This window comes from Veillonella criceti, from assembly GCF_900460315.1.
Classification (GTDB): Bacteria; Bacillota; Negativicutes; order Veillonellales; family Veillonellaceae; genus Veillonella_A; species Veillonella_A criceti.
This window is the reverse complement of the sequence record NZ_UHIO01000001.1, coordinates 1,332,877-1,356,849: the sequence shown is the minus strand read 5'-3', so window position 1 is coordinate 1,356,849 and position 23,973 is coordinate 1,332,877. Positions and strand designations below refer to the sequence as shown.

Genomic DNA, 23,973 nt, shown 5'->3' with positions numbered 1-23,973 from the left:
CACGTGGATGAGCTTTTTATTTTGCTTTTTTGCGTGTTTTATGAAAACTACAAAGTAGTTACTTGTATATTTGGACCTATATGGGAGGCCTTTTAATGAAACCACAAGACACTCAATTACAAAACACGGTAGCAACAAAGCAAGCAGAGTATACGACTCAAATGGATGCGGCTCGCAAGGGGATTGTAACACCACAGATGAAGGTTGTAGCAGAAAAAGAGCAGATGCGAATTGATGATTTAATGGCGCTAGTAGCAACTGGTAAAGTAGTTATTCCCGCTAACAAACATCATATAAGTTTGTCCCCCGAAGCGGTTGGTGAACATTGTCGTACTAAAATCAATGTAAATTTAGGCGTTTCACCAGAACATAATAATATAGAAGAAGAATTAGAAAAAGTGCGTAACGCTATTGCTATGAAGGCTGAAGCCATAATGGATTTGTCGAATTTTGGAAAAACGCAGGAATTTCGCCGAAAACTCATTGATATATCTACGGCTATGATTGGTACCGTGCCTATGTATGATGCAGTTGGCATGTTGGATAAAGATCTGAAGGATATTACAGTGGATGAATTTTTCTCCGTGGTGGAACAACATGCCAAGGATGGCGTGGACTTTATGACCATTCATTGTGGCATGAATCGTAAAACAGCCCAACGGATTAAAGATAATCCTCGTTTAACCAATATTGTGTCTCGTGGTGGTTCGTTACTATTTGCTTGGATGGAAATGAATAATCAGGAAAATCCTTTTTATGAATATTATGATCGCTTGTTAGACATTTGTGAAACCTATGATGTTACGTTAAGTTTAGGCGATGCTTGTCGTCCAGGATGTACGCACGATGCTACTGATGCGGCTCAAATTGAAGAGTTGATTACACTGGGGGAATTAACGAAGCGGGCGTGGACCCATAATGTGCAGGTTATGATAGAAGGGCCTGGACATATGGTGCTCAATGAAATTGCAGCAAATATGAAACTTGAGAAACGCCTTTGTCATGGCGCGCCATTTTATGTATTAGGCCCATTAGTTACAGATATTGCACCAGGGTATGATCATATTACGAGTGCTATTGGTGGCGCTATAGCAGGTTCTTGTGGGGCTGACTTTTTGTGTTATGTAACACCGGCAGAACACTTGCGCTTACCAACGGTGGATGATGTAAAAGAAGGGATTATAGCAACCCGTATTGCGGCTCATGCAGCAGATTTAGCAAAAGGGATTCCGGGAGCTCAGGCTTGGGATGATGCGATGAGTAAAGCCCGTGCTGAGGTTGATTTTGATACGATGATTTCATTGGCTATTGACCCTGAAAAAGCACGACGTTACTATGAATCGAGCAAACCAGAATGTGAAGGCACTTGCACCATGTGTGGTAAAATGTGCCCTGCAAGGACTATGAAACATATTTTAGCAGGTGAAGATGTGTCGATTCGATAAGGCTTATTTTACAATCTATGGTTTGTTTATAGTTCGAATGACTTGGCAAGGATTACCGACAGCGACTGAATTTTCAGGAATATCTTTAGTTACGACACTACCGGCCCCGATAACAGAGCCTTTGCCAATAGTAATACCAGGTAAAACGATAACACCACCACCTAACCAGCAACCATCGCCAATCGTGATAGGTTGTGCATAGGTTTGGCAGAAATATTCATTAGAATCGTTTGACCAATTGGGCGTTAATCGTTCTGATAATTCAATCGGATGTGTGGCTGTATAAAGTTGGACATTTGAGGCAATTAATACATTGTTGCCAATCGTAATAGTATTACAATCAACAAAGGTACAATTCATATTGATGGATACATTATTACCAATATAAATATTGCGACCGTAATCACAAATAAATGGTTGGCCTACCGATACGTTATGACCAATATGGCCGAATAATTGTTGTAGGATAGTATTTTTCTCAGATTTTTGTTCATAAGATAGACAGTGATATTCTTTTAATAATTGACGGGCGTGGCGCTTAAATTCGAGAAATATGGGGTCATGACAATTATAATTTTCACCAGCTAAGCATTTTTCAAGTTCGGTCATAGAAGCTCCTTAATTTTATGTACTAAGTTCTATAAATAATAAGCAGGATATTCTCTTTGTGTTTAGAGAATTTAAATGTTGCTCGTTCTTTATTTCAGTATAGAAACTTGTCGTCTGAAATACGACTATCAGTGATATGAAGCGTCGTAATGCTTATAGTAAAGTCTTTTTATAAAGTATTGGGTTGTGATTTACATTATATATGTAAGTTATAAGGATATATTGTTTTTTCTTTCGCATGTGCAAGTTTTCTATGGTATAATAGAATGTAAAAATATGTAATAGAACTTTTTAGTTGTTGTTTCAGAAACGGTCTTTTCATAGCTAGGTTATTAGATTTAGGTGTGAATTGTATTTCAATAGGCAATTAAAAAGGAACGTAATATATTACTGTTGCATTAATGGAGGGTATAATGAACCAAAAAGAGCTTGTCATTGTTGTTGATTTTGGCGGCCAGTATAATCAGCTGATTGCCCGTCGTGTTCGTGAAAATCACGTATACTGCGAAGTGTATCCGTATGATAAAGCGGTAGCTAAAATTAAAGAATTGAATCCAATGGGCGTTATTTTTACAGGTGGTCCTAATAGTGTGTACGAAGATAATTCGCCACGCATTGAAAAAGAAGTATTTGAATTGGGAATTCCTGTGCTTGGTCTTTGCTATGGTATGCAATTGATGGCGCATACATTAGGGGGCGAAGTTAAATCCGCTGAAGCTCGCGAATTTGGTAAAACCCCTGTAACGGTAAAAACGGATTCGCCTCTTTTCAAAGGTCTTAGTGAAAATGAAATTGTGTGGATGAGCCATGTGGACTATGTAGCCGCTGTTCCTGAAGGATTTGAAATTGTCGGTCATACGGCTAACTGTCCTGTAGCTGCTATGCAGAATACAGAGCGTAAATTGTATGCTATGCAATATCATCCAGAAGTTCTTCATAGTGAACATGGTAAAGAAATGATTCATAACTTCTTATTTGAAGTATGTGGTTGCCATGGTGAATGGACAATGGCTAATTATGCAAAAGTAGCTATTGAAGAAATTCGTAACAAAGTAGGTAATGGTAAAGTGTTATTGGCTTTATCTGGTGGTGTTGATAGTTCGGTAGCAGCAGCTCTTATTTCTAAAGCGGTAGGTGAACAATTAACTTGTATCTTCGTTGACCATGGTTTAATGCGTAAAAACGAAGGTGACGAAGTAGAAGCTGCTTTTAAAGATTCTGGTATGCACTTTATTCGTGTAGATGCGGCTGATCGTTTCTTAGGTCGTTTGGCTGGCGTTGAAGAACCAGAACAAAAACGTAAAATTATTGGTGAAGAATTCATTCGTGTATTTGAAGATGAAGGCCGTAAAATTGGTTCCGTTGATTTCTTAGCACAAGGTACGATTTATCCAGACGTTATTGAATCGGGTGCCGGTGATGCAGCGGTGATTAAGAGTCATCATAATGTTGGTGGTTTGCCAGCAGTTGTTGATTTTAAAGGCTTAATTGAACCACTTCGTAACTTATTTAAAGACGAAGTTCGTGAATTAGGGGCTGAACTTGGTTTGGCTGATTATCTTGTATGGCGTCAACCATTCCCAGGTCCTGGTTTGGCGATTCGCGTAATGGGTGAAATTACTCGTGAAAAATTAGATATTCTTCGTGATGCGGATGCTATTTTCCGTGAAGAAATTGCTAATGCAAAACTCGATCGCTCCATTAATCAGTACTTTGCGGTGCTTACTAGCACTCGCACAGTTGGTGTTATGGGTGACTTCCGTACATATGATTACACCTTGGCGCTTCGTGGTGTGACAACAACTGACTTTATGACAGCTGATTGGGCACGCATTCCATATGATGTGCTTGATAAAATCTCGGTTCGTATTGTAAATGAAGTACAACATATTAACCGTATCGTGTATGATATTACTTCTAAACCACCAGCTACGATTGAGTGGGAATAGAAAGTAAAAGTCGATAGATTTTCGGTATATTTTATGAATAAAAGCCTGTATGACTCCTTTGCTCCCTGAGTTGCTACGCAACAATGGTCGCGACAGAAGTCATACAGGCTTTTTATCATACTTTTATCATAAAAACATACATTGAAAAATCTATCGACATTTTACTTTAAGGAGAGTGGGAAGGAATAAAAAGGCAATACATCTTCCTCGTTCCCTGCGTTGCTACGCAACAATGGTCACTACGAAAGATGTCTTGCCTTTTTTCTGTATGTAAGAGGGGAGAGGAAAATGGCTCCCTGAGTTGCTACGCAACAATGGTCACTATGAAAGATGTAAGGTCTTCTTTTGGCACTAAGTGTGTAGAAGAATGTTTCTATAGAGGATATATTATTGTTTTTGATTTTAAATATTGAATACAGGATCGTATGTTACAATTCCTTCTATAGGTTCTGCTTGTGAATCAAGCTTAATAGCCATAAAGTATTCGTCTGGGATTTCGAAAGGTGCTTTGAGATTATAGTTTTTAGCAAGTTGATAGCCTGCTTTGGGATAATATTGGGGATGGCCTAAGACAATGATGTAGGTATAGCCCAGTTGTTTGGCAATCGTATGGCCTTCTTTTATTAGGGCTAAGCCAATTCCTCGCTTTTGATAGTCAGGTAATATGGATAATGGCGCAAGGGCAAGCGCTACTTTTTTCCCGACTTGCACTTTAGTAAATAGAATATGGCCGACAATTATATTGTTGATTTCAGCAACTAAAGATAGTTTAGGATCAAAGGATTGACTTTGACGTAATGCAACTACTAAATTTTGTTCGTTACCATCGCTGTGTTCTGCTTCTTTGAAAGCCTCAATGATAAGCTGATAGACTGTTTCATAGTCAGAGGGCTTTTCTTGTCGAATAATCATTATACACCGCCTTATAATAGTTGAATTTATTAGTTATGTTATAATTAGTATAATTGATTTTATTATAAATGGCTATATGCCACTTGGTATCAGAGATAGTGTTATATAGCTTGTTAAGAAGGGACTTGAGTGTATATAATGAAGTTACGAGATATAGTATTGGCCTTGTCTGTGATTGTTGTATGGGGACTAAATTTTGCAGTTATAAAATGGGGTGTCAGTGAGTTACCTCCTTTATTATTAGTGGCGTTGCGCTATTGTTTGGCTGCGTTTCCAGCCATCTTATTTGTGAAACGACCTCAGGTTAAATTATCCTGGATTTTAGCATACGGCCTAACGGTAGGTGTGGGGCAATTTTCCTGTTTGTTTTATGCGATTCATATAGGTATGCCTGCTGGTGTAGCCTCTGTAGTTTTGCAGGCGCAAGCCTTTTTTACGATACTATTTACAGCTCTTATATTTAAGGAACATATAAAATTGAATCAGTTATTGGGCTTAGTAGTAGCCGCTATGGGGCTTGTGTTTATAAGCGGTGCTATAGGCGCTGCTAATAGTGCCAGTATTCCTTTAGGGGCCTTTCTATTGACTTTGTTGGGTGCTGCTTTTTGGGGCTTGTCCAATATTGTAGTACGTAAAATTTCACTCATAGCAGCGGCAGAAAATAAGCCGTTAAATATGTTAAGTTTGGTTGTATGGTCTAGTTTAATTCCACCTATCCCTATGTTATTAGCCTCGTTGTATTTAGAGAAAGCGCAGTTAGCACTTCTTTCGTTTGATAGTATTTCAGGGTCGGCTATTTTTTCTGTATTTTATTTAGCTTTTCTGGCAACCATTATGGGCTATGGTTTATGGAGCATGCTGTTAGCAAAGTATTCGGCCCATAAGATTGTGCCATTATCGTTATTAGTGCCCGTCGTAGGCATGCTGACCGCTCAATTTATATTAGGGGAAAGGTTAGCTCTTATTCAATGGATGGGAGGGGGGATTATTATTATAGGCTTAATGATTACTAATTTTGGTCATGTATTTGCAAAGCGTTTCTTATAGTTTGTAGACTGTTTAATTGCTTAAGTCTTTTTATACTGATGACTGGGACGTAGGGAGATAGGCCATGAAAATATTGTGTAGTGCTTGTTTGTTAGGAGAAAATTGCAAATACAATGGTGGTAATAATTATAGTGAGGCTTTAGCTCGCTTTATTGAGCAAGTAAGCTTAATGGCTAAGCCTCAGACTGAGGACCAATTTGTAAATAGAGCAAATTCTAGTAAACTTAAGGGCGCTATGAAACCTATGAAGCCTATGGAGTCTAAAACTATGGGATTTATGGAACCTAGTAAAACAGCTATGGGACTTGGTAAAACAATTATGGAACCTATAGAACTGGTGACTGGGGATAGAGAGAGCGTTGTGGAAATTATTCCCGTTTGCCCCGAGGTGCTAGGCGGTTTGCCTACGCCACGTATACCAGCAGAAATTGTAGATGGTGAAGTTCGTACCCGTGATGGTCAGTCTGTAGATCGAGAATTTCGTCAAGGAGCTTGGCAAGCTTTAAAGATTGCTAGGGAGAAACAGGTGGATGTAGCAATCTTACAATCCCGTAGCCCTTCTTGTGGGGTGAAGGAAATTTATGATGGTACCTTTTCCGGCACGCGCATTGCTGGATCTGGTATATTTGCATCCCTATTAAAAGACCATGGAATTGAAGTAATTGATGTAGAAGATTTAATTGTTTAAAAGTGCATCATAAAAGCCCCCGTTTGCGCGGGGGCTTTTTGCATACTCAAATATATCAAACTGTTTATATCAACTTTTATATACTAAGCTGTTTATATCAATTCATATATATCAAGTTATTTACATCAATTTTTATTTAAATAATAAAAGCTGGATGTGTTCAATGAAGTTATGGCCAAAGTAGGAAATAACACCATTGGCAATAATAAAGATTAAGAAGTATTTCAATACGGATACCATGATTACGTTAGCTTTAATGCTTTCACGTAATTGGTTAGCTTTGGCACTATCTACTTTGTTGCTTTCAATGTAAGCGTCCAACGCAGGTGCTACGGCGCCAATAGCGATGGCGATACTTTGAGGGGAGAACATTTTACCAATACCAGCAGCGCCAGAGTTAATAGCAGCCAACCACAATGGAAGATCTGCATAGTTAGGATTTAAGTCATGCGCAGCTGCTAATTGTAATGGTCCAAACAATACGTTCGCATTGGTACCAGAACCAGTTAAGAAGGCCCCGAGAGCGCCAACTAATGGAGCAAAGGCTGGATATAAAGAACCAGTAGCCGATACCAAGGCACTAGCAATGTCAGCCGTCATACCAGAGTATGTCATCAATTTAGCTGTTACAACAACTGTAATGATGGTGAGGTAAGTGAATTTTAAGTTAGAAATTGTTTTACCTAATACACTAAGCATTTCACCAAAGCCAGATTTTTGAACAGCACCACCAATGAAGGCGGCAATGAAAATCATAATACCAGGGGTAGCTACCCAAACGAAAGTATACGGTTTAGCACCTTCGCCTTGATAGATAGGTACGGCTGTCTTAATGCTCGCAAGTGGCGTGTTGATAGCTGGTACTAATTTAGATGTTAAGATTAATAAAATAACAATTAAGATAAATGGTAAAGCTGCGATAAAGCCTTCTTTGCCAGTTACTTTATGAGTAGTTGCTTCGAATTGGTATTGAGGGTCATTAGTTGGCAAGAATTTAGCCCCTAAGATAATAACCCCCATGATGATTACGGAGGAGGCCATTACAGATAATTCTGGACCAGCAGCTACGTTGATAAGTAATTCAGGTACTGCTAAAGCTAGGCCTGATAATAAGGTAATGGTAAATACACCTTTCAAGGCTTTGAATCCGCCACCAATGATACCTACTACGAAGAATGGTGCAATAACGTTTAAAATAAATAATTGAGAAGAAATGAAGGTGCCAAGATGAATTGGGTCAAGGTTTGTTAATGATGCTAATGTAGTTGTTGGAATAGCGATGGAACCAAAGGTAGTTGGTACCGAGTTAGCTACTAAACAAGCTAGGATAGATTTTAAAGGATCAAAACCTACGGCTACCATCATAGCGGCTGGGATAGCTACTGCTGTACCAAAGCCAGCCATACCTTCCATGAAAGCACCAAAGCCCCAAGCTAAGAGTAAGGCTAAGATACGCATATCAGAGGTTACGGAAGATAACATCATTTTGATAGTGTCCATAGCTTTTGTATGGACTACCAAATTATACGTAAAAATAGCAGCTGTAATAACAAGTAAAATAGGCCATACAGCAAGGGCAACCCCTTCTAAGGCACCAGAGAACATGATGCCAGCCGCTTTTTCAAAGTGCGTAATGGCAATGATGAAAGAGCCGATAGCAGCAATGGAACAAGCTTTCCAAGCTGGCATTTTAAGAATGGCCAAGGCTACAATGAGCCAAAGAATTGGCAATAATGCTAAAAATGTAGTCAACATTTGTGAAATCATCCTCTCACGATACACAATACAAACTTACTTCAAGTTCTTTACAATAACTTCTTTACAATTGGATAAATAGATACATGGTTTTCGAATTTTGCATTCATGAAATATAATCCTAAATGCTACTGTATCTACAAATTTAAATAATGACGAATGGTAAAAAAATAATTGAGCAAGGTGCTTATGATACAAACACCTTTGAGGGGAGGAGGCCGTTATAGCCTACATAAAATTATTTTATGATTTTGTGATACTACTAGAACTGCGCGGACCTCCTTTGTACATTAAAAGATAAAGAGTATAAACAACTCTAAGGGGCCTATAATAAAGCGTACTTTTAGAAATATAATAAAGTACTCCTTTATTAATAGCTGGGGACTAGCTAAGGCCATTTCCTCCGAATTGTATACACTCTATAGAAACTTTGTCAGATTAGGATACTGTCAGTATAGCATAGAAATCAAAGAATTGGAATACTACGCTATTCAGATTAGTTATAACGTGTGCACAAGAATACCAAAAGAGTATTACAAAGGGACTTTTCAAAATTTTGAGTAACTATCATAATTGATTTTTATGTGATTGAATTTGCATGAAAATGATTTTTTATGAGCGTTTTGCATAATTGGTATGGTTGAAAATGTGATATAATAAGCATAATACATAATAGGTTGGAGTTTGCTCGTTTCTATAGAGATGATATTAATATAGAGATTTATAGTTATATAGGAGATTGTATATGAAATTGACAAAGATGCATGGTTTGGGGAATGACTTCGTGTTTTTCACCGATGAAGCAGGTGCTACTAAGGACTATACGGAATTGGCACAACGTTTATGCCACCGCCAAACAGGTATAGGGGCTGATGGTCTTATCGTGGTGGTACCTTCTGAAGTAGCTGATACACGAATGCGTATTATTAATGCAGATGGTAGTGAAGCTGAAATGTGTGGTAATGGTATTCGCTGTTTTGCTAAATATGTATATGAGCGAGGGTTGGTTGCGAAAGAAACCTTTACGATTGAAACTTTGGCCGGTATTATGGAGCCAACGCTTCATATTAATAATGGCAAAGTAGAACAAGTGACGGTTAACATGGGCAAACCTCATTTTGCAGCTAAGGATATTCCTATGAAGGCGGATGTACCGATGGTTAAACACTTTCCTGTGGAGGTAGCCGGGCAGACGTACGAAGTGAGTTCGGTGTTGTTAGGCGTACCTCATACCGAAGTGTTTGTAGAGGATGTGACTAAAGTGCCATTGACTACCTTAGGGCCTGCTTTGGAGCGTCATCCTCTATTTCCGCAAGGCACAAATGTGAATTTTGTAGAAGTCGTAGATGCTACGCATATTAAAGTGCGTACTTGGGAACGTGGGGCTGGAGCGACTTTAGCCTGTGGTACAGGCTGTTGCAGTAGTGTTGTTATGGCCCATGAAAATGGTTTTACCGGCCGTGACGTTGATGTGGCCGTTTATTTAGGAACTTTACATATTCGTTATGCAGAAGATGGTACCGTATTTATGACTGGCCCTGCTGCAGAAGTATTTGAAACGGAGTTAGCAATTTAAGGTAATATATAAGGGCTCGTAGTACGCTGGAGGAACGATATGGAGCAGGTAATACTTAAAGGAATTTCAGGGGCGCGTGGCGTAGGGACTGGTACGGTATATGTATATAAACAAGAGGCGATTGTTATTCCTAAACGAATTATTACAGAGGAGGAAGTCGCTACAGAATTAGCCACTTTTGAAACCGCTTTGGACAAAACGGTAGCGCAGTTGCAAGCAATTAAAGAGCGGGCCCGTGAAACGATGGGGGACGATGAAGCCGCTATTTTTGAAGCCCATACATTAATTGTGCAAGATCCGTCCTTATCCGATGGCATTAAAGCTCTTATTACTGATGGTTTGCAGTCAGCGGCAGCCGCCACTGAACAATCGATTAATACCTTTGCCGATATGTTTTTAGCCATGGATGATCCTTATATGCGTGAGCGTGGTGCTGATATTAAAGATATTGGGGATCGTTTATTGCGCAATTTATTGGGGATGAATCCTAGAGGGTTAGCTCATTTAACAGGGGCTGTTATTTTAGTGGCTGAAGATTTAACGCCATCTGATACAGCATCGTTAGATAAGACTGTTGTAAAAGGGCTAGTAACAGCTTGTGGTGGTCCTACAAGCCATGCAGCGATTATGGCACGGACATTAGAAATTCCTGCAGTTATGGGCTTAGGCGATATTTCCTCATTTCAAGATGGTGAAAAGGTTGTTGTAAAAGGCACAGAAGGGGAAGTATTGCGTCAGCTTAGTGCGGTGGATTTTGTTGCCTATGAAAAAGAAGCGGTAGCTTATCGAGAACAATTGCAGATTTTAAAAGAATCAGCCTCGTTACCAGCAGTGACTCAAGATGGCAAAGAAATCTTATTATTTGGTAATGTAGGCAAAGCTGAAGATGCGGCCCATGCGTGCCAGATGGGGGCGGCCGGGATTGGTTTATTCCGCACGGAGTTTTTATATATGAAACATGATGAGCTGCCTACGGAAGAGGACCAATTTGAAGCTTATAAAGCAGCAGCGGAGGCGCTGCAAGGTAATCCAGTCATTATTCGAACCATGGATATTGGTGGCGATAAAGAATTGAAATGTTTGCAATTGCCTAAAGAGATGAATCCATTTTTAGGCTTCCGAGCTATTCGCATCAGTTTAGATCGGACTGATATTTTTAAAACGCAATTACGTGCTATTTTGCGAGCTAGTGTGTTTGGGGGCATTCAAATTATGTATCCTATGATTGCATCGGTTGAAGAAGTTAAGGCAGCTAATGCTGTTCTGGCAACCGCTAAAGATGAGCTCCGTGCTGAAGGCATTGCGTTTAATAAAGATATTCAAGTCGGCATTATGGTAGAAATTCCTGCCGTTGCTGTAGCGGCCGATTTATTTGCACCTCATGTAGACTTCTTTAGTATTGGCACCAATGATTTATGTCAATACACCTTGGCCGTGGATCGAATGAATGAAGCAATTGGTCATTTATATCAACCATTACATCCAGCGGTGTTACGTTTAGTAAAGCATACTATTGAAGCCAGCCATGATGTTAAAAAAATTACTGGTATGTGTGGTGAATTAGCTGGTGATCCAGTAGCCACAATGATTCTTATTGGTCTTGGCCTTGACGAATTTAGTATGAGTGCTTCGGCTATTCCTGTAGTTAAAAATATCATTCGCTCTGTCACCGTGGCAGAATGCGAAGCAATGGCACAAAAGGTCTTGACTATGAGCGCGGCGGGTGACATTGTAGCGTATGCCAAAGCGGTGTTAGCTGAAAAAGGCTTGGCTATATGAAGTTTAGTAGCTGAACTTTATACCCATACTTGCTATAATAGTAAAAGTTTTATAAGATATAAAGTAGAGTAGTACCTAAATTGGGACTAGTTTCTGTTTTATACTTGTGTTAATGGCATTATAATGCATTTTATAAAGGAAGGTATCCATTATGACTGAAAAAACAGTAGTAATTACAAATGAATCTGGCTTACATGCTCGCCCTGCTACACTTTTTACGCAGTTAGCTGCTAAATTTGCATCCAAGATTACTATTGCCGTAGGTGAAAAGAAAGCAGATGCTAAATCAATTTTAACCGTATTAACATTAGGTGCTACTAAAGGTTCTGAAGTCGTATTGACTGCTGATGGTCCTGATGAAGCAGAAGCTGTTGAAAAATTAGCAGAGTTTTTAACTTCTCATCAAGACTAAGTGTTAAAATGCGACGTAGTGATAGAGAGGTTACCTCAGAGCAGCGCATCGAAGAAATTATAGAGGCGTGTCAAATTATTCGTTTAGGTATTCATGATGAGGAGCGAATTTATATTGTACCTCTTCATTTTGGTTATGAACGGGACGATGGAGGCTATGTCTTCTATTGTCATGGTGCCTCAGAAGGTAAAAAAATTAATCTACTAAAAACGAATGGTTATGTAGGCTTCGAGTTGGATGGTGGCTATGAGATAATACCAGCGGCAGTTGCTTGTGGTTATTCTTCCACTTTCTATAGTGTTATTGGTGAAGGTCAAGTTTCATTTGTCGAAGAGGACGCAGAGAAAATAAAAGCGTTGCAAATGATTATGAAGCACTATACGCATACCACTGATTGGGAGTTGCCCCTAGCAGCTGTGAAGAATACAGCAGTATTGAAACTTGTTTGCGAATCAATGACTTGTAAAGAACATAATTAACTGAGTGAATATAAAGGCCAAAGGCTGTAACTAGAGACGGAATGATTCCGTATTTAGTTATGGCCTTTTTTTATTGTTAAAAAACGATATGGCAATAAAGTTATTATTAATAAAATTTAAGAGGTTTTCTGGTTAATTAGTGTTTTGCTTTTTGTGTTGTTGTTTTTGCTTAGTGGATTAAAAATACATAAAAGTAAATAAAAATTCATGCTGTGAATTAATGATAAAATTTGTAGAGATTATAAAAGAGTAAAAATAGACAGGTGTACACTTGATGTAACACAAAAAGGGCGTAAAGTTTAGTGAGAAGAGATATCGTATTAATTATTGTCATTAACAAGTAGTGTTGATAATAAAAGATTATGGGGAAATTGTGAATTGAATAAATTCGAATTAAAAAATATTCATAAAATATTTATCGAACACATTACGTGTATCTTGTGAATGGACTTATCGATCCAGGGAAATGAGCTGTTAGTTTATCGTTTAACATAAAAATATTATATTATAAGCTTATAAACCTTGATTTTATTGATTTTATAAACAGTATTATATATAAATAATACATCAATGAGTTTTTTGTGAAATAATTTAGTCTAGTGTAGTTGCACATATAAATAAAAGGTGATAATATGAATAAAGAATTAAATGAAGTGATAAATAAATGAGCTGTATGCCTGACAATAAATGTGCTCTTTTAAGAACCTGTGACTATATATCGTAGAATATTATAGTTGAGTTTATTTAGTAATGAGAAAAGGGGCGTTGAGGGAGAATATGTTGATCAAAGCATAGAGCTATTCATGGAAGAGGAGTGATAATTACACGATTTGTTTATTTATACAATGTTGGTAGGCTTTAGAAATAAGAAAATCAAAAAATAATTTACGATATTGTGATTATAAAATTATTTTTATACTTTAAATATTGAAAGTCGTAGATGTTTTGATTGGATTTGTAATAAGTAATGTGTGTTGGTATAAATTTATGTGTGATGTCATAGTGTGATAAGCAGTATGTACAAATAGTTATTTGCTTAGGGTTGTTATTGGGAAAGTAAAGGAGCAATATAACATGAATAAGGTATTTAAGGTTGTGTGGAGTAAAACTAAAGGAATGTATGTGGTTGTGTCTGAACTGGCTAAAAGTCATCAGAATGGCACATCTAAACGCGTTAAAGGCGTCGTTCTTTCTGGTTTAGTAGGCGCTGTATTGTTAGGGGCTTTTGGAACGGCGGATGCCAGTTTGATTACAACAGATCGCAGTCAGATGTTCATGGATGCCAATAAAACCAATCAAGGCTACAATGGTGTAGGTTGGGATGCTGGTAATGGGGTACAGTATAAACTATTAGTAGAAGGCGCTGCTAATCGTGGTGTAACAGTTAAGATGGGGTCCTTCTTGAATGGCTCACAAGAAACAGTTCGTCCAGGTAGAAATAAACCTGCTGTTAATGAACGATATGAAAGTCGTTACCAAGTGCTTTCCATTGGCCTTGATGATGCGACATTAAAGAAAATTAATGATGCGAATAGTAATTCTAAAACGGCACTTGATGAATCTAAGAATGCCGCTAATCGTGATTTAAGTAATTTATCTGATGCAGGGGAAAAGAAACTTAACGATTTAGTTAAGAATGTAAAAGGAACAGATATTAAAGGCAGTAAGAACGTAACCGTTTCAGAAGCTACGAATGCTAATGGTAGTAAAACATATACTGTTGATTTAGCGCCTAGTGTGGATTTAGGGACTAATGGTAGCATTAAAGCGGGCGGCAATACGTTGGATAAAAATGGCTTGGCTGTTGCTGGTGGTCCATCTGTGACTAAAGCGGGCATTGATGGAGCTGGTAAAAAAGTAAGCAATATTGCAGATGGTGCGTTAGCGGCTAATTCTAAAGATGCCGTAACGGGTGGTCAATTATACGGCGTTAAAACAAGTGTAGATAATTTAGGTAAGCGTGTTGATGGTATTGATGGCCGTGTAACAACGGTAGAACGTAATGTTAATACAATTAAAACAACAGCTGATTCTGCGCTTCAGTCCGTTACTGTAAAAGATGATACAGGTAAAACGGTAACTGTTAATAAAGGAAATGCTGCATTTGGTATCGTAGGTGCTAAGGGTGGCATGGTTGAAAGTAATGTTTCTGGGCAAAATGTAGCTCTTGATTTAACGGCTGCGACTAAAGCAAAAATTAATAATGCAGCTGATAAAGATTTATCCAATGTTTCAGAGGCGGGGAAAAATGTAATTAAGGAAACCTCTCAAAATGCTGTTAATGTAACTGGCGGTAGCAATGTAACCGTTAATACTACTACAGATAATGGTGTTAAAACGTTTGCTGTGAATGTGAATAATCAACTTGATCTTGGCCGTGATGGTTCTGTAAAAACGGGCAGTGTTTCTATGAATAATGATGGTCTAAAAGTTGGTCTTACGACAATCAATGGTAAAGGAATCGACATGCATTATAGCGCTCAAGTTACTATGGGGGCTACAGCGCTTGGAGATAATGGTTTAACAATTAAAAATGGTCCATCAGTAACTAAAGCTGGCGTTGATGCAGGTAATCAAAAAGTAACAAATGTAGCAGAAGGGGCTATACTTGATGGTTCTACTGATGCTGTGACTGGTGGTCAATTATATAAAGTGACCAGTGATGTAGCTGGCGTGAAAGCTGATGTAGCCGGTGTGAAAACTGAGGTAGCTGGTGTAAAAACTGATGTAGCTGGCGTTAAAACAGATCTTGGACAAGTGAAATCCGATGTAACTAATTTAACAGGTCGTGTGAGTGATGTTGAAAAAACAGCTGGCAGTGCCTTGCAGACTGTAAGTGTTAAAGGTGATACCGGTGAGATTGTTGTTAATAAAGCAAATGCTGGTTTCGGTGTGAAAGGTGCTAAGGACGGCGCCGTAGAAAGCAAAGTAGTTGGTAACGATGTAGTAGTTGATCTTACGGCAGCGACTAAAGCAAAAATCGATAATGCTGCTAATAAAGACTTATCCAACCTTGACGATAAAGGTAAAGACGTTATTAAAGAAGTAACGCAAAGTGCTGTAGACGTTAAAGGTGGTAATAATGTGGAAGTAACCAATGTTACAGCAGATGGCGTTAAGACTTTCACAGTTAACATGAAAAACAACATTGACCTTGGTTCCAATGGTTCTATTACAGTAGGCAATACCAAACTAAACAATTCCGGTTTAGAAACAGGCGTAACATCTGTAACTGATAATGGTTTAACCATTAAAGCAGGTCCATCCGTAACAAAAGATGGTATCAATGCTGGTGGTAAAGTTGTTTCTAACCTTGGCGAAGGTAAAATAGAAGCTGGCTCCACTGATGCGGTAACAGGTGGTCAATTACATAATGTATCTACCAATTTAGGCAAACGTATTGATGGTGTTGACGGTAAGGTAAATACGCTTACAGAAAAAGTAAATACCAATACTGAAAACATTAAGACTGTCAATAATAAACTTGAAACGGTTACAAATGATGTTGGAACATTAAAAACAGAAGTAACCACTGTAAAGAATGATGTAGGTACTTTAAAAACAGAAGTAACGACGGTTAAGAATGACGTAGGCACAGTTAAGACAGAAGTTAACAATTTAACTGACCGTGTAACAAGTGTTGAAGGCACAGCAGGTAGCGCACTTCAAACAGTAACAGTAGCTGGCGACAATGGTGAAATCACTGTAAATAAAGCTAACGCTGGTTTCGGCGTAAAAGGTGCTGAAAATGGTGCTGTAGAAAGTAAAGTAGTAGGAAACGATTTAGTAGTAGACTTAACGGCAGCGACTAAAGAAAAAATCGATAATGCTGCTAATAAAGATTTATCCAACATTGACGATAAAGGTAAAGACGTTATTAAAGAAGTCAGTCAGGATGCTGTTGATGTAGTTGGTGGCGAAAATATCAATGTCACTAATGATACTAAAGATGGCGTTAAGACTTTCACTGTTAACCTAGATAAGAATGTAGATCTTGGTAACGATGGCTCCATTACTCTTGGTGATACAGTTGTTAAATCTGGTGACGTAACAGTAGGTGGCACAACTATTAATAATGGTGGTGTAACTTTACAGCCACAAGGTGAATTTAAAGTAGGCGATACTGTAATTAAGGGCGGTAACATCAATGTAGGTGGTACTACACTTAATGAAGGTGGCTTAACTATTAACGAAGGTCCATCCATTACTAAAGGCGGCATCAATGCTAATAATACGCAGATTACTAATGTAGCTGATGGTACAAAAGCTGGCGATGTTGTTACTTATAATCAATTACAAGAACTTAAAAAGTCTGTAGAAGATGGCACTGTAGTAGCAGGTGATGCCCTTCAAACAGTAACAGTATCTGGCGACAATGGCGAAATTACTGTAAATAAAGCTAACGCTGGTTTTGGCGTAAAAGGTGCTGAAAATGGCGCGGTAGAAAGCAAAGTGGTAGGCAATGATTTAGTTGTTGATCTTAATGCAGCAACTAAAGAAAAAATCGACAATGCAGTTAACAAAGACCTTTCTAACCTTGACGATAAAGGCAAAGATGTTATTAAAGAAGTTACACAAAGTGCTGTAGATGTTAAAGGTGGTAACAATGTTGAGGTTACTAATGCTACTGAAGATGGCGTTAAAAAATACACAGTAAATGTGAAGAATAATCTTGACCTTGGCCCTAATGGCTCCGTTACTGCTGGTGATGCAAGCTTGGGTACTGATGGTTTAACACTTAAAGAAGGCCCAGCCGTAACTAAAGACGGTATCAATGCAGGTGGCAAAGTTGTTTCTAATCTTGGTGAAGGCAAAGTAGAAGCAGGTTCCACTGATGCTGTAACAGGTGGTCAATTACATAATGTTTCCACAGAATTAAGTAGTCGTATTGATGGTGTTGATGGCAAGGTAAATACAATTACTGATAAAGTTAATACAATCAACAACAATCTTGAAACCGTTACAAATGATGTTGGCACATTAAAAACAGAAGTAACTACTGTTAAGAACGATGTGGGCACAGTTAAGACAGAAGTTAATAATTTAACTGACCGTGTAACTAGTGTAGAAGGCACCGCAGGTAGCGCCCTTCAAACTGTAACCGTAGCAGGCGATAATGGTGAAATTACTGTTGACAAAGAAAATGCTGGTTTCGGTGTAAAAGGTGCTAAAGATGGCGCTGTAGAAAGCAAAGTAGTTGGTAATGATTTAGTAGTTGACCTCAATGCAGCAACTAAAGAAAAAATCGACAATGCTGCTAATAAAGACCTTTCCAACCTTGACGATAAAGGCAAAGGCGTTATTAAAGAAGTAACGCAAAGTGCTGTAGACGTTAAAGGTGGTAACAATGTGGAAGTAACCAATGCTATGGAAGATGGCGTTAAGACTTTCACAGTTAACATGAAAAACAACATTGACCTTGGAGCTAATGGTTCTATTACCGCTGGTGATACTAAAGTTGATGCTAATGGTGTAACTACTGGTGATGCAAGCTTAGGTACTAATGGTTTAACCATTAAAGAAGGTCCATCTGTAACAAAAGATGGTATCAATGCTGGTGGTAAAGTTGTTTCTAACCTTGGCGAAGGTAAAATAGAAGCTGGCTCCACTGATGCTGTAACAGGTGGTCAATTACATAATGTATCTACCGATTTAGGCAAACGTATTGATGGTGTTGATGGTAAGGTAAATACAATTACGGATAAAGTTAATACAATCAACAATAATCTAGAAACTGTAAAAGAAACAGCTGGTAATGCTCTTCAAACAGTAACAGTATCTGGCAACAATGGTGAAATTACTGTTAATAAAGCCAATGCTGGTTTTGGTGTAAAAGGTGCTGAAAACGGCGCGGTAGAAAGTAAAGTAGTTGGCAATGATTTAGTAGTTGACCTCAATGCAACAACTAAAGAAAAAATCGACAATGCAGCTAATAAAGACCTTTCCAACCTTGGTGATAAAGGCAAAGACGTTATTAAAGAAGTAAGTCAAGATGCTGTTGACGTAGTTGGTGGCGATAACATTAATGTTGCTAACGATACCAAAGATGGAGTTAAGACCTTTACAGTTAACCTCAATAAGAACGTAAATCTTGGTAATGATGGTTCCATTACGCTTGGTGATACAGTTGTTAAATCTGGGAATGTAACGGTAGGTGGCACAACCATTAACAATGGTGGTGTAACTTTACAGCCACAAGGTGAATTTAAAGTAGGCGATACTGTAATTAAGGGCGGTAACATCAATGTAGGTGGTACTACACTTAATGAAGGTGGCTTAACTATTAATGAAGGTCCATCCATTACTAAAGGCGGCATCAATGCTAATAATACGCAGATTACTAATGTAGCGGATGGTACAAAAGCTGGCGATGTTGTTACTTATAATCAATTACAAGAACTTAAAAAGTCTGTAGAAGATGGCACTGTAGTAGCAGGTAATGCCCTTCAAACAGTAACAGTATCTGGCGACAATGGCAAAATTACTGTAAATAAAGCTAATGCTGGTTTCGGTGTAAAAGGTGCTAAAGATGGCGCTGTAGAAAGCAAAGTAGTTGGTAGTGATTTAGTAGTTGATCTTAATGCAGCCACTAAAGAAAAAATCGACAATGCTGTTAATAAAGACTTATCCAACCTTGACGATAAAGGCAAAGACGTTATCAAAGAAGTTACACAAAGTGCTGTAGACGTTAAAGGCGGCAATAATGTAGAAGTTACTAATGCCACTGAAGATGGCGTTAAAACATACACAGTAAATGTGAAGAATAATCTTGACCTTGGCCCTAATGGCTCCGTTACTGCTGGTGATGCAAGCTTGGGTACTGATGGCTTAACAATTAAAGAAGGCCCATCCGTAACTAAAGATGGCATCAATGCAGGTGGCAAAGTTGTTTCTAATCTTGGCGAAGGCAAAGTAGAAGCCGGTTCCACTGATGCTGTAACAGGTGGTCAATTATACAATGTTTCCACAGAATTAGGTAGTCGTATTGATGGTGTTGATGGCAAGGTAAATACAATTACTGATAAAGTTAATACAATCAACAATAATCTAGAAACTGTAAAAGAAACAGCTGGTAATGCCCTTCAAACTGTTACAGTAGCTGGCGATAATGGTGAAATTACTGTTAATAAAGCCAATGCTGGCTTTGGTGTAAAAGGTGCTGAAAACGGCGCGGTAGAAAGCAAAGTAGTAGGTAATGATTTAGTAGTTGATCTTACGGCAGCAACTAAAGAAAAAATCGATAATGCTGCTAATAAAGATCTTTCCAACCTTGATGACAAAGGCAAAGACGTTATTAAAGAAGTAACGCAAAGTGCTGTAGACGTTAAAGGTGGTAACAACGTGGAAGTAACCAATGCTATGGAAGATGGCGTTAAGACTTTCACAGTTAATATGAAAAACAACATTGACCTTGGCACTACTGGGTCTATCACAGCTGGTGGTACGACTGTTAACAATGGCGGCGTTGCTGTTAGTGAAGCAGGTGCCATTACAGTTGGTGATACTACTAAAGTTGATGCTAATGGTGTAACTGTTGGTGGTGCAAGTTTAGGTACTGAGGGCTTAACAATTAAAGAAGGTCCATCCGTAACAAAAGACGGCATCAATGCTGGTGGTAAAGTTGTTTCTAACCTTGGTGAAGGAAAAGTAGAAGCTGGATCCACTGATGCGGTAACTGGTGGTCAATTACATAATGTATCGACCGATTTAGGCAAACGTATTGATGGTGTTGACGGCAAAGTAAATACAATTACGGATAAAGTTGATACAATCAACAACAATCTAGAAACTGTAAAAGAAACAGCTGGTAATGCCCTTCAATCCGTAACCGTAGCTAGCGATAATGGTGAAATCACTGTTAATAAAGCTAATGCTGGTTTCGGTGTAAAAGGTGCTGAAAACGGTGCTGTAGAAAGCAAGGTAGTTGGTAACGATTTAGTAGTTGATCTTAATGCAGCCACTAAAGAAAAAATCGATAATGCTGCTAATAAAGATTTATCCAACATTGACGATAAAGGTAAAGACGTTATTAAAGAAGTCAGTCAGGATGCTGTTGATGTAGTTGGTGGCGAAAATATCAATGTCACTAATGATACTAAAGATGGCGTTAAGACTTTCACTGTTAACCTAGATAAGAATGTAGATCTTGGTAACGATGGCTCCATTATTCTTGGTGATACAGTTGTTAAATCTGGTGACGTAACAGTAGGTGGCACAACTATTAATAATGGTGGTGTAACTTTACAGCCACAAGGTGAATTCAAAGTAGGTGACACTGTAATCAATGGTGGTAGTGTAACGGTAGGTGGTACTACTATTAACAATGGTGGTATTACAGTTGGTGATTTAGGCACTATTACTGTGGGTGGTACAACAATTTCAAATGGTGGTTTAACTATTGAAAATGGCCCATCTATTAGTCTTGGTGGCATTAATGCAGGTAGTACTAAGATTACTAATGTATCTAATGGTACCCAAGATGGCGATGTAGTTACTTACAACCAGTTACAAGAGGTTAAAAATATTGCTGAAGGTGGTGCAGCTACAGCTGGCTCCGCATTACAATCCATTACCATTAATGATGGCAATGGCGGTGTAGTCACTGTAAACAAAGGCAATGCAAGCTTCGGTATTATTGGCAATCCAAATGGTGGCATGGTAGAAAGCAAAGTTGATGGTCAGAACTTAGTAGTTGATTTAACGGCAGCTACTAAAGAACGTATTAACAATGCAGCAGACAAACAACTTTCCAACCTTGATGATAAAGGTAAAGATGTTATTAAAGAAGTGAGTCAAAATGCGGTTGATGTAGTGGGTGGTAAGAATATTACTGTTGATACAAGCACCAAGGATGATGTTAAGACATTTACAGTTAACCTAGATAAGAATGTAGATCTTGGTAGTGATGGTTTCATTAAGACTGGTGGTACTACCATTAGCGATAATGGTATTACGGTAGGCAGCCCAACTGCTGGTAATACTAGCGTTACTGATGGTGGCGTAACTGTAGGCGATACAGCAGTAGCAAATGATGGTTTAACTATTAAAGATGGTCCATCCATCACTAAAGGTGGCATTGATGCAGGTAGTAAAGTAATTACTAATATTGCAGAAGGTCAAAATGCGGGCGATGCTGTTAATAAAGGTCAACTTGATAAAGTGAATAATCGCGTTGACAGTTTAGATACTAAGGTTAATGGTATTGGTGGTAAAGTCGATACTCTTGAAAAAGGCTTAGGTAATTTAGGTGGCAAAGTAGATGACTTAAATGGCAGAGTCGATGGCTTAGACAAAGGTCTTAGCGATTTAGGCGGTAAAGTAGACGGCTTAAATGATAAGGTTGATGGTTTAGGCAAAGATGTAAAAGACTTAGGCTCTAAAGTAGATGGTTTAGGTGATAAAGTTGATGGCTTAAATAACCGCGTTGACGGTCTTGATAAAGACGTTAAAGGTTTGGGTGATCAAGTTAAGGGCTTAAATGACAATGTGAAGAACCTAGGCGATAAAGTAGATGGTTTTGACGATAGACTTACGAATGTTGAAAAAACAGCTGGTAGTGCTCTACAAGGTGTAACTATTGGTGCTGATGAAAATGGCCAAGCTGATGGCGTTAACATTTCCAAAGAAAAGAACCGTGTTGACATCGTTGGTAAAACTGATGAAGCTGGTAAACAAAACATTGTAACCGCAGTTGATGGCAATAAAGTTACGGTTGATTTATCTGACAGTGCTAAAGAAAGCCTTGCTAATGCAGAAAATGCAGCCAATAAGGATTTATCTAATCTTACAAAAGAAGGTAAAGAAAACATTGGCAAAGCATTCCACGTAGTTGGGGATACGGGCATTAAAGTAACGGATATGACTGATAAATCTACTGGTGAAAAATACTCAGTTGTTGAAATTGATGATGCAACTTATGCTAAGATTTATGAAGAAATTGTTATTGAAAATCCGGGTGAAATTATTGGCGGTAGAGATCGTGATACTGCTAGTGATTCGAGAAAGAATAGTAGCACAGAATCGAGATTTAGAGCCCCAACAAAACCAACTAATACTAGTGGAGTAAAATTGCCAAATAAGATTATATTGAATAAAGATAAAGGCGGTTTTTATGTTGGTAATGCTGGCTTGAAAACTGATGGCTTACAAGTTTGGGTTAATGCCACTGACGATAATTTAAGAGCCGATTATGGTAGCAACGATGTAACCTTCCGAAATAGTGAGGGCGAAATTGATGCAAGGTATGGTCGAGAAGGTTTACAAATTGGTAATACTACCTCTTTAACAGATAAAGCCCTTACTGTTGATGGTTCTTCCTTAACAGGCACAGCTCTTAATGTAAATGGTTCGTCCTTAACTGGCGATGCGTTAACAATTGGTGGCGGTGCGGCAGATAAGAATGCAACGAGTGATCAAACTAAGTTAACCGCTACATCCATAGCTATTGGTGGTGTTGAATTCGCTACGAAGAATAGTGAAACGGGCTTAATTGAAACCAATAATATTGCTGATGGCAATATTGCGGAAGGATCTCGTCAAGCTATTACTGGCGGTCAATTATATCCAATTAAACAGCAAGTTGAAACAAATACAGCATCTATCGGCGTTCTTGGTGAAGTAGTAAATGCACATGGTCAAGCAATCCGTGGGTTAGCCTCTGAAATTCAAAACGTTCGCGATGAATCAGCTGAAGGCGATGCTATGGCTGCTTCCTTAGCTGCCTTGAATCCACTTCCTTACGTAGAAGGTGAACGTGGTCAAGTGATGGCTGGTGTAGGTACTTATCGCGGCAAACAAGCATTGGCAGTAGGTTATGCATATGCACCTAATAATGATCAACAATACACCTTAGGTTTATCTTATGGTCAAGGTGGCAAAGCGATGGCTAATGTAGGGGCCACATTCCGCATTGGCGCAGGCGATGCTGCTAAAACGACAAGTTCAGTTGCTTCACTTTCTAATAAAGTAGAAACCTTAGAAGCTCAAAATCAGGCTCAAAAAGCTCAATTTGAATCTGAATTGTCGGCAAAACAAAATCAGATTGATGCACAAAATGATCGTATCGCTAAATTAGAAGCTTTGGTACAACAATTAGCACAACGATAATTAGACTCAACTGATAGTAGTTTGCGTGAAACTTTATGATGAGATGGTAGTATTACTATCGTTTCATCATTAGTGACAACCCCATATTAGATAGGCTGTTAGCCTTAGAAAAGTGCGATTTGAAAGGAACCCCCTCCTTTTAAATCGCCTTTTCTATAGGGGATATTGTTTCAGCTTATTGTATATCTTGGGCCGATTAGACAGGTTGTTTCACAA

At 38.5% G+C, this 23,973-nt stretch carries 12 protein-coding genes; 9 read left to right on the top strand and 3 right to left on the bottom strand.

The window, feature by feature from the left end:
- The first annotated feature begins 95 nt into the window (after nt 1-95).
- Nucleotides 96-1,445 carry a phosphomethylpyrimidine synthase ThiC gene (gene thiC / locus DYE54_RS06130; protein ID WP_115310407.1) on the top strand — a complete coding sequence of 450 codons (1,350 nt, stop codon included), beginning with the start codon at nt 96-98 and terminating at the stop codon, nt 1,443-1,445.
- Nucleotides 1,446-1,460: 15 nt separating this feature from the next.
- Here thiC and DYE54_RS06125 read toward each other — a convergent pair whose 3' ends face one another.
- Nucleotides 1,461-2,054 carry a sugar O-acetyltransferase gene (locus DYE54_RS06125; protein WP_115310406.1) on the bottom strand — a complete coding sequence of 198 codons (594 nt, stop codon included), beginning with the start codon at nt 2,052-2,054 and terminating at the stop codon, nt 1,461-1,463.
- Nucleotides 2,055-2,467: 413 nt separating this feature from the next.
- On the opposite strand from DYE54_RS06125, the gene guaA reads away from it, so the two are divergent.
- Nucleotides 2,468-4,003, top strand: coding sequence for a glutamine-hydrolyzing GMP synthase (gene guaA, locus DYE54_RS06120; RefSeq protein ID WP_115310405.1), 1,536 nt, complete (start codon nt 2,468-2,470; stop codon nt 4,001-4,003).
- A 402-nt stretch (nt 4,004-4,405) separates the two neighbouring features.
- Here the strand turns inward: guaA and DYE54_RS06115 are convergent, their stop codons facing one another.
- Complete coding sequence (locus DYE54_RS06115) at nt 4,406-4,915, bottom strand: GNAT family N-acetyltransferase (RefSeq protein WP_115310404.1); 510 nt, start codon at nt 4,913-4,915, stop codon at nt 4,406-4,408.
- A 138-nt stretch (nt 4,916-5,053) separates the two neighbouring features.
- On the opposite strand from DYE54_RS06115, the gene DYE54_RS06110 reads away from it, so the two are divergent.
- Together DYE54_RS06110 and DYE54_RS06100 are read left to right on the top strand one after the other, a co-directional pair.
- Entirely contained in the window at nt 5,054-5,962 is a 909-nt protein-coding gene (locus tag DYE54_RS06110; RefSeq protein WP_115310403.1) for an EamA family transporter, read from the top strand.
- Between the two features lie 64 nt (nt 5,963-6,026).
- Entirely contained in the window at nt 6,027-6,650 is a 624-nt protein-coding gene (locus DYE54_RS06100) for a 2-thiouracil desulfurase family protein (protein WP_245935698.1), read from the top strand.
- Nucleotides 6,651-6,782: 132 nt separating this feature from the next.
- Here the strand turns inward: DYE54_RS06100 and DYE54_RS06095 are convergent, their stop codons facing one another.
- Entirely contained in the window at nt 6,783-8,405 is a 1,623-nt protein-coding gene (locus DYE54_RS06095; protein WP_115310402.1) for an L-lactate permease, read from the bottom strand.
- Nucleotides 8,406-9,150: 745 nt separating this feature from the next.
- On the opposite strand from DYE54_RS06095, the gene dapF reads away from it, so the two are divergent.
- The 5 genes from dapF (at nt 9,151) to DYE54_RS06070 (ending at nt 23,757) form a co-directional block, all read left to right on the top strand.
- Nucleotides 9,151-9,981: a diaminopimelate epimerase gene (gene dapF, locus DYE54_RS06090; RefSeq protein WP_115310401.1), complete on the top strand. Its 831-nt coding sequence runs from the start codon at nt 9,151-9,153 to the stop codon at nt 9,979-9,981.
- Between the two features lie 39 nt (nt 9,982-10,020).
- Complete coding sequence (ptsP, locus tag DYE54_RS06085; protein ID WP_115310400.1) at nt 10,021-11,760, top strand: phosphoenolpyruvate--protein phosphotransferase; 1,740 nt, start codon at nt 10,021-10,023, stop codon at nt 11,758-11,760.
- A gap of 151 nt (nt 11,761-11,911) precedes the next feature.
- Nucleotides 11,912-12,172, top strand: coding sequence for an HPr family phosphocarrier protein (locus tag DYE54_RS06080; RefSeq protein ID WP_115310399.1), 261 nt, complete (start codon nt 11,912-11,914; stop codon nt 12,170-12,172).
- Between the two features lie 8 nt (nt 12,173-12,180).
- Nucleotides 12,181-12,651: a pyridoxamine 5'-phosphate oxidase family protein gene (locus DYE54_RS06075; RefSeq protein ID WP_115310398.1), complete on the top strand. Its 471-nt coding sequence runs from the start codon at nt 12,181-12,183 to the stop codon at nt 12,649-12,651.
- A gap of 1,074 nt (nt 12,652-13,725) precedes the next feature.
- A complete protein-coding gene (locus DYE54_RS06070; protein ID WP_115310397.1) occupies nt 13,726-23,757 on the top strand; it encodes an ESPR-type extended signal peptide-containing protein in 10,032 nt (3,343 codons plus the stop codon).
- Nucleotides 23,758-23,973: the final 216 nt, after the last annotated feature.